Source organism: Streptomyces sp. NPDC048352 (assembly GCF_040651895.1).
GTDB lineage: Bacteria > Actinomycetota > Actinomycetes > Streptomycetales > Streptomycetaceae > Streptomyces.
On record NZ_JBEZKZ010000001.1, the window covers coordinates 15,762 to 28,675 of the forward strand.

Annotated in this window: 13 protein-coding genes and 1 pseudogene; 3 read left to right on the forward strand and 11 right to left on the reverse strand. The window is 69.0% G+C overall.

Annotated features, from left to right (window positions below):
* The first annotated feature begins 141 nt into the window (after positions 1 to 141).
* Complete coding sequence (locus tag AB0D45_RS00050) at positions 142 to 324, forward strand: hypothetical protein (protein WP_362454392.1); 183 nt, start codon at positions 142 to 144, stop codon at positions 322 to 324.
* A 434-nt stretch (positions 325 to 758) separates the two neighbouring features.
* Here the strand turns inward: AB0D45_RS00050 and AB0D45_RS00055 are convergent, their stop codons facing one another.
* From AB0D45_RS00055 to AB0D45_RS00065, 3 genes are all read right to left on the reverse strand, one after another.
* A complete protein-coding gene (locus AB0D45_RS00055) occupies positions 759 to 941 on the reverse strand; it encodes a hypothetical protein (protein WP_362454394.1) in 183 nt (60 codons plus the stop codon).
* Between the two features lie 49 nt (positions 942 to 990).
* Positions 991 to 1,524 (reverse strand): hypothetical protein, encoded by a 534-nt coding sequence (locus tag AB0D45_RS00060; RefSeq protein ID WP_362454396.1) that lies wholly within the window; start codon positions 1,522 to 1,524, stop codon positions 991 to 993.
* A gap of 386 nt (positions 1,525 to 1,910) precedes the next feature.
* Positions 1,911 to 2,258: a DUF6354 family protein gene (locus AB0D45_RS00065; RefSeq protein ID WP_362454398.1), complete on the reverse strand. Its 348-nt coding sequence runs from the start codon at positions 2,256 to 2,258 to the stop codon at positions 1,911 to 1,913.
* Positions 2,259 to 2,697: 439 nt separating this feature from the next.
* Here AB0D45_RS00065 and AB0D45_RS00070 point away from each other — a divergent pair, with 439 nt between their 5' ends.
* On the forward strand, positions 2,698 to 3,258 hold the full coding sequence (locus AB0D45_RS00070; protein ID WP_362454400.1) for a hypothetical protein: 561 nt from the start codon (positions 2,698 to 2,700) through the stop codon (positions 3,256 to 3,258).
* A 69-nt stretch (positions 3,259 to 3,327) separates the two neighbouring features.
* Here AB0D45_RS00070 and AB0D45_RS00075 read toward each other — a convergent pair whose 3' ends face one another.
* From AB0D45_RS00075 to AB0D45_RS00095, 5 genes and pseudogenes are all read right to left on the reverse strand, one after another.
* On the reverse strand, positions 3,328 to 3,723 hold the full coding sequence (locus AB0D45_RS00075; protein ID WP_362454402.1) for a hypothetical protein: 396 nt from the start codon (positions 3,721 to 3,723) through the stop codon (positions 3,328 to 3,330).
* Between the two features lie 244 nt (positions 3,724 to 3,967).
* Positions 3,968 to 4,213: pseudogene (locus AB0D45_RS00080) on the reverse strand (S24 family peptidase); the annotation flags it as partial.
* Positions 4,214 to 4,443: 230 nt separating this feature from the next.
* Entirely contained in the window at positions 4,444 to 6,408 is a 1,965-nt protein-coding gene (locus tag AB0D45_RS00085; protein ID WP_362454404.1) for a DUF3732 domain-containing protein, read from the reverse strand.
* Entirely contained in the window at positions 6,405 to 6,881 is a 477-nt protein-coding gene (locus tag AB0D45_RS00090; RefSeq protein WP_362454405.1) for a three component ABC system middle component, read from the reverse strand. The genes AB0D45_RS00085 and AB0D45_RS00090 overlap by 4 nt, the downstream gene beginning before the upstream one ends.
* The gene (locus tag AB0D45_RS00095; RefSeq protein ID WP_362454407.1) at positions 6,878 to 8,095 is read right to left on the reverse strand and encodes an ABC-three component system protein; all 1,218 of its coding nucleotides are present in this window, start codon (positions 8,093 to 8,095) and stop codon (positions 6,878 to 6,880) included. Before AB0D45_RS00095 ends, AB0D45_RS00090 begins: the two co-directional genes overlap by 4 nt.
* Before the next feature lie 232 nt (positions 8,096 to 8,327).
* Here AB0D45_RS00095 and AB0D45_RS00100 point away from each other — a divergent pair, with 232 nt between their 5' ends.
* Positions 8,328 to 8,522: a hypothetical protein gene (locus AB0D45_RS00100; RefSeq protein ID WP_359997948.1), complete on the forward strand. Its 195-nt coding sequence runs from the start codon at positions 8,328 to 8,330 to the stop codon at positions 8,520 to 8,522.
* Between the two features lie 63 nt (positions 8,523 to 8,585).
* Here AB0D45_RS00100 and AB0D45_RS00105 read toward each other — a convergent pair whose 3' ends face one another.
* The 3 genes from AB0D45_RS00105 to AB0D45_RS00115 form a co-directional block, all read right to left on the reverse strand.
* Positions 8,586 to 8,984: a hypothetical protein gene (locus tag AB0D45_RS00105; protein WP_362454409.1), complete on the reverse strand. Its 399-nt coding sequence runs from the start codon at positions 8,982 to 8,984 to the stop codon at positions 8,586 to 8,588.
* 26 nt (positions 8,985 to 9,010) lie between these two features.
* Complete coding sequence (locus AB0D45_RS00110) at positions 9,011 to 11,110, reverse strand: hypothetical protein (protein WP_362454411.1); 2,100 nt, start codon at positions 11,108 to 11,110, stop codon at positions 9,011 to 9,013.
* Between the two features lie 1,161 nt (positions 11,111 to 12,271).
* Positions 12,272 to 12,811 (reverse strand): hypothetical protein, encoded by a 540-nt coding sequence (locus AB0D45_RS00115; RefSeq protein ID WP_362454413.1) that lies wholly within the window; start codon positions 12,809 to 12,811, stop codon positions 12,272 to 12,274.
* Positions 12,812 to 12,914 lie beyond the last annotated feature (103 nt).

The window sequence follows — 12,914 nt, forward strand, 5'->3', positions numbered from 1 at the left end:
CCCTGGACCGGATCCGGTCCGTGGTCGCCGGCCCTGGGTTGGCCCTGCCCGACGGGCCGGTGCTGCGCGGCCAGTGTTCGCCCTGCTGCGGGTTGGTGACTTCGGCCGGCCTACCGCGTTGTCTGCGACATGGATGACGGTGTGCTGGAGCTGTTGGATTCGCTGCTGGATGGGGTGCCCGAGCCGCGCCTGCGGCTGCTGGCCGAGGATGAGGCGCGGGCCCTGATGGTGTTGCTCGGGGTGCTGGAGGTGGAGGCCCTGTCGGAGGATGTCCGTCGGGCTGCCGGGGACATGCGGTTTCGGATCGGGTCCCGGCTGGCGTGACGGCACAGACCTTGGGCGAGTAGATCACCCCCCGCCGACTGTAGGCCGCGACGCGCGTCCTCCCGCAGCTCACGGGCGACGCCGTCGGCGCAGCCCGCCTGATCCTGCCGAAACGGGGCCCGCGCGCGTCCGGCTTCCTGCCAGGCCTGCGGCGCCTTCCCTGCCCAGCACCTCACCCGTCAGCCGGGCATCGACATCAATCCCGCGGTGCGGCCGGGCCCGGGAGCGCCTCGGCGGCCTGCGCGAGCACCGGCTCCATCGGTGGCCGCAGCACCATCCCGGAGCCCTTCGCCGCCGGTCCGCCGGGTTTTCAGGGGCAGCCTGACCGCCGCGCCAGGCCACGGCGCGTCGGAGGGCGCCGGACGGCGTACCGCACGGCGCAGGGCGCGATCTGCGCGTCGCGCCCGTCGCCGTGGCCTGCAAGGTCGCGGGTGTCAGGAGGCGGCCCGCCGCCAGGGCTCGCCGCTGACCCGTTGGATCAGGTACACGTCCGGCCACTGCCTTCGGCTGTCCGCCCGGATGGCCTCTGCGCGCGGCCGGGGGATCCTCCCCAGGGACTCGATGTCCTCCCAGGAGTCGGACGCGAGCCCGTATTCGGTCTCGGTGATATTGCTCATCATGTCCTCCTCGGGGGCTGCGACGGGTCGGGCTCGGCCCCTGGTGAAGTTACTCCTTCACGTGGTGGGCGTAGCGTTCGTGGGCGGACTGGCGGCTGCAGCCCAGGCCCGCTCCGATCGCCTCCCAGGTCACAAAGGCAGCCCGGGCTGCGCGTACGGCTTCGACCGCCAAGCCCGGCGCGGTGTCCTGCAGGCGGGCGACAGCCCGCAGGGCGGTGACCGGCCGGGTCCGGGAGAGTTCGCCGATCCGCTCCTGCAGGGCGGTCAGCATCTGCTCGACATCGCGCGGGAGTAGGCCTTCGACGGTGGTGACGTGGTACTCCCAGTCCGCGCACGGGCCCGTCCGCGCGTGCTCGCCCTCGGTCGCCTCGACGTCACCCCACACCACTGGATGCGTGCCGCTCGCGCGCCAGCCGCATCCGCAGGCGGCTTTCACCGCGACCGCGCGCTCGGACACGGTGCCGTCGCTGTCCCACCACGCCGTACTCCCTCCCAGAGCCACGATGGGCGCGGCCTCCTGCCCGTCCGCCAGTACCGCGGCCACCCGGCCCTCGTGCCGGCCGCTTTCATCCACCCAGCCCATCCCCAACATCCCTTTTTCCCAGCACAAGGCCGTCAGGGTTTCCTGACGGTCCGACGAGGATGAGGATGTCAGGAAGCCCTGACAAGCGGGAGCGATTCCACTCCCTTTCACCATCAAGGGCCCTCGAACCCGGTCGGTGGCGTACGGGCAGACCGCGGGCTTAAGTGCCCGGCCGCACATAACCGGGCCTGGCGGCTGGTCACCTGGCCTTGTGCGCCTTCGTGCTCATCGGCCCGTTCCAGGATCCGGCAAGGCCGGGGACGCCGGGGCAGACGCCGCCCCGCTCGGTGAGCCAGGCTCGGTGGGGCATGTGCGGGCCGTACGACCGCACGGATCGTCCGGGTCACGCCGGTCCGGAGTGCCGGCGGTCCCTGTCTCGCGTACGGTCACCGGACCTCCCCCGCCGGGACGAGCCGGCGCAGCACGCGGAGGGCCGCGCGCGCGTAGTCGGGCGGCGTGGCCCCGGGGTGGTGAACTTCAGTGAGGGCGGCCAGCAGGGCCAGGTACTGGGGGTCGGCGTCGGCCGGGTCCTCGACGAGCTCAAATGCGGCGGACCGGAGCCGGGCGGAGCTGGCATGGGTCTTGCGGCCGGCCGGGCCGCCAAGGTCGTGTTCCACGACGAGGTCGGCCCGTCCGTCGCGGACCGCGGTAACGCGCAGTCGCCGGTCCCGCTCCTTCATGTCGGGGGCGAGGTCGCGGTACAGCTGCCCCTCGGCCACAGCACTCCTGATCACAGGTGACTCCCCTTCTCCGGTATGGGCACTGGTCGAACGCGGTTCGGTACGCCGCTGTCGGGGATGGTACGGGCCGAACGACCGGCCGCACGCCGTCCGTAGGACCCTGTGCTGCAGCATGCTGTCGGGACGGGTCCTGCCATGGCGCCCCGCCCGAGGGAAGCGAGACCGCGACGGGACGAACCCGGCTGGGGCTCGGGGCCGCCGCCGTCGCCCCCCACGTCGACCAGGCCGTGCTCGACGCCTGCATCACGGAAGAGGAGCGGCAGCGAGACCGGCTCAGGGCGTTCACCGAGGGCTGGACCGGCGACCGTCGACCCGGTGGCTGACGGCTGTACCAGCGAGACCGTCACAGCAGCCTCAACTCGGCCTCCGCGGCTCCGATACGAGAACTGACCGGGGGCGGTGGATCTTGTCCTCTTGCTGAAGGATGGTGTTCATGAGGAACACCCAAGCCTTCAAGGAAGCGGTCGCGGAGACGCTGGCTCAGCTGGCCCACCGCGGGGTGACGGTCCGCCCGGGTACGGTCGCCGACACCATCGAGCGGAACATCCGCACCGTCGCCGAGCGCCTCGGGATCCAGGAGCGCTCCGCCTGGCGGTACTTCGACCCGGCCGGCCTCGCGGCCAGCATCGCCCAGCAACGGCAGGCGGCCGAGACCAGCAGCACGCCCGGCGGCCAGGTGGGGCGCGCGCCGATGCCGCCAGTCGACAACCCGGAGCTGGCGCTCATCCTCGGGGGTGTCCCCGACGCCCTGGAGGAGAGCGGCGGCGACCTCTACAACGTCATCGTCAACGTCGCCGTCAACGCCTGGATGGCCGGCCACATCCACGGCGAGGACGGCTGCGCCGGCTGCCAGGACAAACGACCCACCGGCACCGACTGGCAGGCCCGGATGGACACCATCACCGCCATGCAGCCCGACATCACGAAGTGGTTCAACCGGGAGGTCTGGACGGCCGCCCTCAACGACACCGGCTACGGCGTCACCCGCCGCTGACCCCAGCGGTGCTCATCCAGTGGCAAGCCGGCAACTCTGCGAGGGCTCTGCGGTGGCTCCGCGCCGGTCTCAGCCGCGCCGGTGGGGACGGTGGGGACGGTGGGGCTGGCGCCGGCCCGGTGAGGGTTCGGGAGCGGCCTCCGGTGAGGAGAACCCGCCCGGTACCGCGGTGCGCGGCGCCGGCTGCTCCACGGAAGGAGCCGCAGGGGTGGGGGCGGCGCGCTTGGCCGTGGCCAGGATGGTGATGTGCGGGATGTCCCGGGCGCAGGTCTGGCAGACCTCGGCCAGGGTCCAGACCTGGCCGACGGCCGGGTTGTGGGCGAGGACCAGCAGGCTGGTGCCGGCGCACTGGACGCGGGATTCGTGGAGGGCGCAGTGCGTGCTGCCGCAGTTGCAGGCGGCGTTGGGGCGGGCGCCGGCGAGGCGTCCGTGGGCCTTGATGTGCTCGGCGGCGAAGCGGCGCATGCTGGCGGCGTCCTTCGAGCGGGGCGGCATACGGCACGCGGCGGTGCTGCAGGTGACGGACACGGTGTGATCGGGGTGGCCGGTGAGGCGGACTGTCCAGGTCCGTCCCGGCACGCGTGCTCCGGGCATCAGGGTCAAGTCGGGTCCTGTCGTTGGGCTGGTACGTGCCGGCGTTCTGTCGGCTCGTGCAGGGGGACTCCGTGCCGAGGGGGGACGTCCCTTGGGCGGCGCGGGGCGTGCTGGATCAGAGCGCGCGCAGGACGGCGGCTACCTTGCCGAGGATAACGGCGTCGTCGCCGGGGATCGGCTGATGGGCCGCGTTGTGTGGCATGAGCCAGACCCGGCCGTTCTCGCGGCACAGGCGCTTGACGGTGGCTTCGCCGTCCAGCATGGCGGCGACTATGTCGCCGTGGTCGGCGCTGTCGGCTTTCCTGACGGTGACGATGTCGCCATCGCAGATGGCGGCGTCGATCATGCTGTCGCCGATCACCGGAAACCGACGAGTTCGCCGAATCCTGGAGTACCCACGCCAGGAACCGGTGGCACACTCCACCCGATCATGCGCAGTCTGGCATGGGTTCGGACGCTTTAGGCTATGCACCATTACAGCCGTGAGGTTCCCCCTCGGCGAAGAGGACCTGGCAACGGTCACGTCCTTCGTGACCGTCGTTCTCCCTGTACCGTCCCTGCGGCGGCAGGCGGGGCGGTGGTTGCCAGTCATCAGCTTGCCGGGGTCTCGGGCTCCATCCAGGTTGAGGGCACGAGTCCTGAGTTGTTGCCATAGCGCCAGCGTTCGACTACATGCTGGCTGAAGGCCGGGTCGTCAAGGTCAGCGTGTTCCATGACGATGACCTGCATCTTGCCGTCGAGCCGCTGCAACGTGCGGTGTATGGCCTTATAGATGTTCAACAGATGCGTCCGGTCGTTGGTCTGCAGAACTTCCTCGCCGGTCGGTTCTGCGGGGAAGTACACCTGCGACGGCTGGTCGAGGACCAAGACGTGGGGAACCGGGCTCCGGTGGCTGGTGAACCACTCGTGGAGGCTGAGGAGGGTGGAGACGTGGTAGCCCAGGTGGTTCTCAGCACTTCCCATGTCCTTGAGCTGGACTGGTCCGTCGGTGGTGTCGGCGATCACCGTCAGCCGGTTGAGGTCGAGCCGGATAGGCGAGGCGGCGAAGTCCAGGTCGAGCCCTCTAGCTTTCTCCCTGATGTCCTGGTTGATCAGGGACAGGAAGCTCGTCAGGCGCTCGTCCTGGGTGCTCCCGCTGAGTTGTTCCTCCAGCCCGGCGATCTGCTCGCGCAGGTCGTCACGGCGGTCTAGGACACGCGGCGCCGCGGCATGCTGGGCCATCGTGTCGACGTAAAGGCTGATGCGCCCCTGGACGATGGCGGCCCGGCGCATATCGTCGGGCTCTTGCTGGGTCGTGCGCAGGCTCGTAGTGAGTTCTTGAACCTGTTCTTGGTTGCGGGCAAGTTCTGAGCGGAGCTCTTGCAGGCGGTCTTCCTGGGCGGCGATGAGCCGTCGGATGGCGGGGGTGTCATTTCGGACTACTCCGAGGTCGCCGTCAAGGAGGGCGAGGTCCCGTCTGAGGCCGGCGATGGTTGCGTTCGCCGAGGGTACGGTGCTGTCGCAGATGGGGCAGTGTTCAAGATCGCTGGCTGCTGCGTCTTGGCGGAGGAGGCTGAGGGAGGTGAGGCGGGCTCGCTGTTCGATGGCCTGGTCGCTGAATTCGTCGTTTTCGGCGAGGGTGCTCTTGAGGTCGGCGATTCGAGCCCGAGCCAGCGCAAAGTCTCGACGCAGTTCTGCTCGGCTGGTGTGGAGGGTCGCAAGGGGGTCGCTGTCGCTCTCATGGGGCCGCAGCGCACCGCCGTGGACTAGTTCGTCGCGGAGACGACGGAGGAGCTGGAGGACATCGTCTGCGGTTTGCGCGCCGGTCTGCGGAGGCAGCAGGCCAACTTCGACGGCTTCGGTCAGGAGCGCCTGAGCCTGGCCGCTGGCGGGGGTTCGGTCTGCGGATACGGCGAGCTTGGCTTCGTTGTCGGCCAGGTCCCGGCGAAGGTTGCGGAGCTTGTTGTGAAGCAGTGCTTGCTCGGGGTCGACCGCGCCGAGGAAGTACGGGACGACTCCCCGGATAGTGTTTGGCCTCCATTCCTCGCCCTGCGAGTGGAAGAGGACATCGGGGTTAGCGACTTCGTTCTGAGCCTGGAAGCAGAAGAAGAGCGCGTGGCGGATGGACGGGGCTATGAGCGTGTTCTTACCGACGGCTGGCACGCGGACGGTGTTGTCGATGCCGCAGAAGTCGCTCAAGTAGGCCTTGGCGGTGTCCTCGGGCGTCGTGAAGCGAAGATCTTCCAAAGCTGGCGGCGGGCTGCCTGGGGCCTGGGTGAGCACACACATCGCTGTGCTGGTCTTGGCGTTGTCCTTGGGCGCCTGACGGGCGACGAAGAGCTGCTCACCGGGCTTGGTGAGGGTGACGGCGTAGGTGCTGACGTAGGTGCGGACCTTGCCCGCTTTGACGGGGTAGTCGGAGCTGGCGAGGCAGTAGTCGATGATCGTCAGCAGTGCACTCTTTCCACGTCGGGAGTCACCCGTAACGATGTTGAGGGCGCCGAGCTGGAAGGGGACGGTACGCATCTGGCCGGGCTTCTTGCCGTAGATGGTGACCGCTGCAATCTGGAACGTCACGGTTTGACTCCGAGAAGGGTCAGGACTGTGCTGAGGCTGCCCGTGCTGGGCAGCCAGCGCCCAAGGAACTGGGCAGCCTGTTGGATCGTGATGGTCTGATCGGTTGCGCCCTTGATCCCCTTGGTGGTGGGGCCAAGGGCCAGGGTGAGCCCCTCTTCCGTGGCCCGCAGAGTCCTGGTCTGCACGGCGAACAGGACACCGGGGCGCACCACGGCGGCGAGGGAGGCCGCGTTGCGGGTCATGGCGACGCGCACGCCGTCATTCGTGTCGAGCCACTTCATCAGGCCGCTGTTCAGGGTGCTGGGGAGTGCCGCCCTGATCGCGGGCTGAAGGGCCATGATCCCTGCCACAACAGCCACGGGCAGCGGGCAGGGGGCGTTGTACTGCTGCTCGTGGCCTTGGACGGCCCGGGTGCACAGGAGCGCTGTGAAGGCGGGGTTGTACAGGGCGCGCTCTTCGCGGCTCAGGTTCATCCAGGGACCTCAACGGGCTCAAGAAGCTGCATCAGGCGGGCGGCAAAGTCGGGGTGCCAGCCGACTCGGCGCTCGTCGGCGAGCATGTGGTACGAGCCCTTGGTCACGAAGACCTCGTCGCATCCGGTGCGGATCTGGAAGCGGGCTTCTTGATCGACCCACCGGTAGATGAGCTTGGCCTCCGCCTTCTTTTGTTCCTCGGTGGCCTCGGGGCCGAGTTCTTCCTCCATCACGGCGAAGCGGGCTTCCCACTCCTCTACCAGCCGACGCTCGTACTCGCCGATCTCGCCAGGGCGCAGCAGGTTCTCGTTGGTCCACCGCGAGCGCTGCGCGAAGGCGCGCACGTAGTCCCGGACAGCGAATCCGATGCGTGTGGAGCCCACTCCGATGAGCCCCAGTTGCCGAACGAAGATCTTCTCTGCCTGTTCCATGGGGTCGCCAGACATGCGGGTGATGTCGCCGTCGATCGGCAGGTTGTCGTGCTGAAACTGCCGCTGGAGGCTGCTGAACACCTCGTCAAACTCGATACCGGTGACCGGGCTGCCACCCGGCGTGCGCATCTGCTCGATCACCCGGTCGTAGAACCAGCCCTCCAGCCGGTTCAAGAAGGCTTTCGAAGCGTCGTGGCCAGCGGCAACGGCTGCGAGGCGGAGCATTGTGGTACGGACGTCAGCGATGTCCTCGGTACCCCCAACAACCTGGATTCGCGCGAGCAGGGCACTCTGAAGCGACTTGGGCATGCCTGTCAACGCAGCGAACGACTTCAGGAGATCCTGGCTTTTGGTCTTTGAGGCTTCGGCCGCAGCGCAGAGCTGTTTCAGAGCCCGCTCCTCATCGCGGTGCCCCGTGGCGCGGTGCTGGAGAAGATAGCCGACGCTATCCGCAGGCAGCTCAGCCGTGGTGAGCAAGTAGAGGTTCGTCTCATCCAGGTCGATGCGGCCTGCCGTAGCCGCCTCTCCCCAGATTCGGAGGGTCTTCCACAGGTCCTTGGATGTATCGGTCAAACGCACGCCCGCGGCGCGCTGTTTGAGCTGAAGAAGGTCAGTCACAGAGCCGATGTGCTGCTCAATGTCGTCGGCGGCCTCAACCGCAATGCTCCAGTCGGGGCCGGCGCTCATCCACTGCTCGATGCACATGTGCAGAGCTTTGGCGAACTGGAACAGGTAGCCCAAAGCGGACGCCGATGCTTCGTACTGCTCTCCACCGTCTGCCATCACACCCCCCAATCCAGACCGGTCCGGCGATCATTCCATGAGGCCGACGATCTGCATAAGGATGGGTGCAAAATCACCAAGCGCCCAACCAAACAGAGCCCGGGGCCGTCACTTCGGGGCCGCCACGCACTGTTATCAGCGTGAGAGATCAGGACGAGCCGGTCCCGCCCGGTCTGTACCGTTGAGCCCTGGCTACAGCCGTGTTTTCGGCGCCGCAGCGAACGAGGGCAGCGTGGGAACCGGAGTCCGACCGGGAGCTCTTCGCACGGTCGGCGACGCCGAAGGCGCTTCCACGCGGTCGAGCCCGAGCCCCGACGGACGCCTGATCACCATCGCGGTCCGCCTGGCGGGCGAGGAGTACACCGAGGCCCTGAGCGCCGGCGAGGAGTTCGCCGCCCTCGCCGTTGACCACATACTCGAAGGCTGACGGCGCATTGGGGTCACCACTGGGTGGTGGCCGGCACCTTCGTGGGTGTCGACCACCGTCACGCTAGGCGACCAAGGAGAGCCAGTTCGTCGCCGGGGGCCAGCGGCGCGGCTTCATGGTCTGCCGGATGCCGAGCAGGTCCGCGCACCGCCCCTCGATGGCATCCAGGGCCTCGGTGGGCGTCAGATCGTCCAGGTGCAGGACGCGTACACAGGCGAAGACGGCTTTTTTGGCCGGATCGCGGTCGTGTCCGTTGAGACGCCCGGTTAGACCGTCGAGACGGCTTGCCTGACCGAGCCAGCGCAGCTGTCCGGCGATATCGCTGACCAGGTAGATCCCGGTGAGGACACCCAGGTCGTGGAAGTGCTCGCGGCCCGCCCAGGGCAGCGGCCGCAGATAGGTCGCGTGCAGGTAGCGGCCGCCCACGAGCGCCAGGCCGGCCAGGAGTGGTGCGGTCAGCACCGGCCCAGCCGGCAGCACGGAGCGGCTCACCGCTCGCCCTCAGCGTTGGCGAACTGCTCGGTGGCCGAGTCGATGGTGACTTCGGTCTCACCCTTCATGTCGGCCAAGCAGGCCTGCATCGAACCCAGGTCTCGCTTGAGCCGGGTCAGGGCCTGCTCCATCACCTCCACGCTGTAGGAGGGCGAATCGGCCAGCGCCGGCTTTCCAGCCGCCGCGCCGGCGGCGATGGCCTCGCGAACCACGGCCAGCGCGGCGAGGAAGGCCTGCGGCAACTCACTGGACAGGCTCGTCACCAGGCGCAGCTGGGCATCGAGGAGGACTTGCTCCGGGCTCTTTTCCGGCTGCTGGGGCGGGGCGCTGTCCGACGCTCCGGGGCGGTCGTCCACCTTCTTCTTGGCGCGCCCGGTCTTCGGGAAGGTCATGCTGAACCAGATGCGGTCGGCTACGGTGCCGTCGACCGGAGCTCCGGCCTCATCGACCTGCCGAGGCGGGGTGCCGGCGTCGTTGGCACGGGCGATCTCACGCATCAGGGCGATGGTCTGTACAGGCTTCAGCAGCAGGGCGTTGCGGGCGCTGACACCGCTACGCCGGCCCGGCCCCCGCTGGCCGTCGGCCGACCCACGGTCGGCCTCGACCATGCCGTGTTCGGCGAGCCAGTGCAGGCCCCGCGTCACGAGGAAGTCGGACAGCTGCGTCTCGTCGGCCTCAGCCTGGTCCAGCACGGTCCGCCAGTCCGGCCGGTCCGCGAGGGTGCCGCGCTTGGCGATGAAGCTGGAGTAAAGCGTGCCGTCCAGCAGCCGCGGGTTCCACCGGGTCCGGTAACCCTCGGCGATCGCGGCGGAGAGCATGCGCAGCCGGAGGGTTACGTTCTCCTCACGGCTGTCGTAGTACCGCTCGGGCTCGCCGAGGACCCGGGCCACCTCGCGATCGTGCTCCAGTTCTTTGGGAAAGGCCATGCCGAGCAGCGCCCGGTCGCGGCGGTCACGGGCGTCGGTGACCGAGCCGTACTGGGCATCCGGCTCGCTGTCCTCGCCAGCGAGCCAGGCCCTGACGGGCTCGGTGATGCGGCCCGAGGCCTTCGCCTCGCGCAGGACCGCCCGCATGTCGGAGGTCGACTTCTCCGCGAGCGGGTAGTCGAGCTGCGGGCGTCGGTGGTCGGCACGGTTCGGGTCGAAGACCGTGTTGTGGAACTCGGCGGGGTTGTCCGTCCCAACGATGATCTGCATCTGGACGGCGGCAACCTCGGTGGCGGCCTGGGCAGTGCCGTGCAGGCGGTGCTTGGGGCGGGCGAACGCGTCCCGCAGCGTGTCAGCGAAGGCCGGGACCCAGATGACAGGGTCGGCGATGTACTCCGGCAGCATGGGCTGGCCGGCCTTCGGCTCCGGCAGGTCGAGCATGCCGGTCGGAACACCGAAGGCGATGTTGCGAGCGGTCAGCCCGTGGAGCTTGAGCCGGGCCCGGGAACGGTTGCTGCCCTTGATGGCGACCAGGTCGACGACCTCCCGGGTGACCGGGACGCCCTGGTGGTTCTCGGTGATCGTCCGCAGAAACGGGACGTGCATCGTGCGGTTGGTCTGGCCGAAAACCGTCATGTCCTCGGCGAGGTCGTAACCGCGCTTGCGGTCGGCCTCGGTGAGGGCCAAGTCCATGAGGCCCAGCAGACTGTTGAGGACGGTGGGCTCCACCGGCTCGGCGGTCGTCACGAACGGCAGCGCCGTGCCGTTCGGGCCAGACCCGGTGGTCAGCCTCGGAAGCACCCGGGCAGGGGAAGAATCGAGCCGGGCCGGGCTGTCGAAGGCGCTCCGCACACGCTCGTTGTATTCGGTCGGGGTGCCCGCGAAGCCGTGCGTGGTCACCGACAGCACGTGCAGACCCGTCTGCTCGTCCTTCACGATCACTCCGGGGCGCAGGCGGTGGATCGTCTCGGTCCGCGCCTTGGTGAGGTAGCGCTTCGGGCGGATCACGTAGGACGCAATGACGTCGGTCACCACCGGGGGCAGGCCCGTGGCTAGGGCCAAGGCCTCGGAGAAGGCCCGGGTCCAGCTGTACGTGTCGGCCCCGGGGAACGGGTTGGCCCGGGTGAAAGGCTCCGCCTCGGAGACGGTCGCCAGGTTGATGGTCGTCATGATCAGACTTCCAGGAGTGGGCGAGTCGGCCCGGGCCGGTCGGTCCGGGCAGAGCAAGGGCCCGGACCCCGGTGGAGGAACTCCGGAGTCGCTGCATCAGTCACCGCACGCCGAAGACGATCTGAGCGACTGTCACACGCGTCCGTCTCCCCGACCGCGTGGTGCGCGACCTACCGAGACCGCTCGACGAAGAGAATCGGGGAGCTGAGCTGGGTGACCATTGCGCTTCCTCTGCCCGTACGGGCCATGAGGGGTGGTGGAGAGCCGGCACAAGCCGAATGCTGGAGGCGATCCTACGAGACCAAATAGGCTTTGGCACAGTGAATCTGACAGATCGTCGACACTCGTCGAACCCCCTGCCACCCACGCCGCTCAAGCTCTCCGAGAGGACCTCGCCAACACCAGCCCTAGCTGTATTGCCTCGTTAGGTTGGGGCCGCCGCCGTGCTCGCCGAGGGCGGTCCCCTCCTCCGGCACCGTGATCCCCCTGGTCCGTCGGCCGGAGTGCCGTTTCCGCAGACGCAGGTCCCGGGGTAGGCGCGGCGGCGTACCACGCCACTGGGCTGCCGGCGCGGCGCAGTAACGCCTCGGCATCGGCGGCGCCGACGGTGCGGCCCGTCGTGGTGCCGAGCGGGGACAGCGCGGTATCGGGCGGCAGGAGCGAGGAGATCACCTCGGCCGGGGCGGCCGGAGTGGGGATGGCGAAGCGGCGTGCGGCGCGGCTCGCCGCCCGGGCCCGGCGCAGCCGGTCCTCGTCGAGCTGGAGGACCGCGGCCAGGTGGGGCAGCCAGAAGGGGCCTGGGGTGCGGTTCTCGTAGCCGGTCTCCCAACGCCACACCTCGGTGCGGCTGACGCTGGCACGGTGGGAGACATCGGCGAGGCGCCGTGCCAGGTCTTCCTCACTCAGCCCGAGTTCCAGCCGACGCCCTCTGATCAGGTCGCCGATCCCCATGCCCATGGCGGACTCCCCCCTCGTCCACAGGGACGTTACCGCTCGCCGCCATGAGGCGGAGCACCTGTTGTGCTCGCTTCGATCGAACAAGTCAGGCCGGCGTGGATTGCGGCTCAGCGAGGCGCAGCGGCCCGGTCTGGTCCAGGGTGCACTGTCAGCCCGGGCTGTCGCGCCTCACCTGCCCCCGCGGTACCTGAGTGTTCCGCGCGGTCAGAGGCTGGGGGACGCCTTGAAGTCGTGGGCCTGGTAGCCGTGACCGTCCTTGTGCCAGTCCAGGAAGACCACCGCGTTCCCGTACGCGCCGCCGCCGGCCCGGTGGCTGATCACCGGGGTCCGGTGGCTGCCGTCGCGGTCCCCGCGGGGTGTCGCCTTCTCCAGCCGCGCTTTCAGCGGGAAGTCCTGCTCGGCCACCACCGGGTCGGTGCCCTGACGAGACTGCATGATCTGCACCCGGATCTTGGCTCCGTCGAAGATGGTCGCGTCGCTCGTGGCGTAGAAGGCGGGGCCGTCCCAGCGGACATCCGCGTAGGTGTAGACCGTCGCTCCGGAGCGGGCCGCGCACACCTGAAGGGTCATATCCCAGTTGTCCGGCCACGGCCCGCTGTAGGCCGCGTCGTCGATCGACTTGGTGCTGCTGGAGCACTTGTAGTGCAGGGAGGGCGCTGCGGTGGCAGCCGTGGCCATGGTGGTGGCGGCCAGGAGGGCCATGGCCGCCACGACGGGGAGCTGAGAGGCGTTTGGAGTGTTCATGGCCGGTCAATGGCGGCGGGCCCCGTTCCGTCACGGACCTGCGGCAGAGCCACCCCGACGGATGACGCTGCCGCACTGACCTACGGTCTTCCCTGGGCCCCCT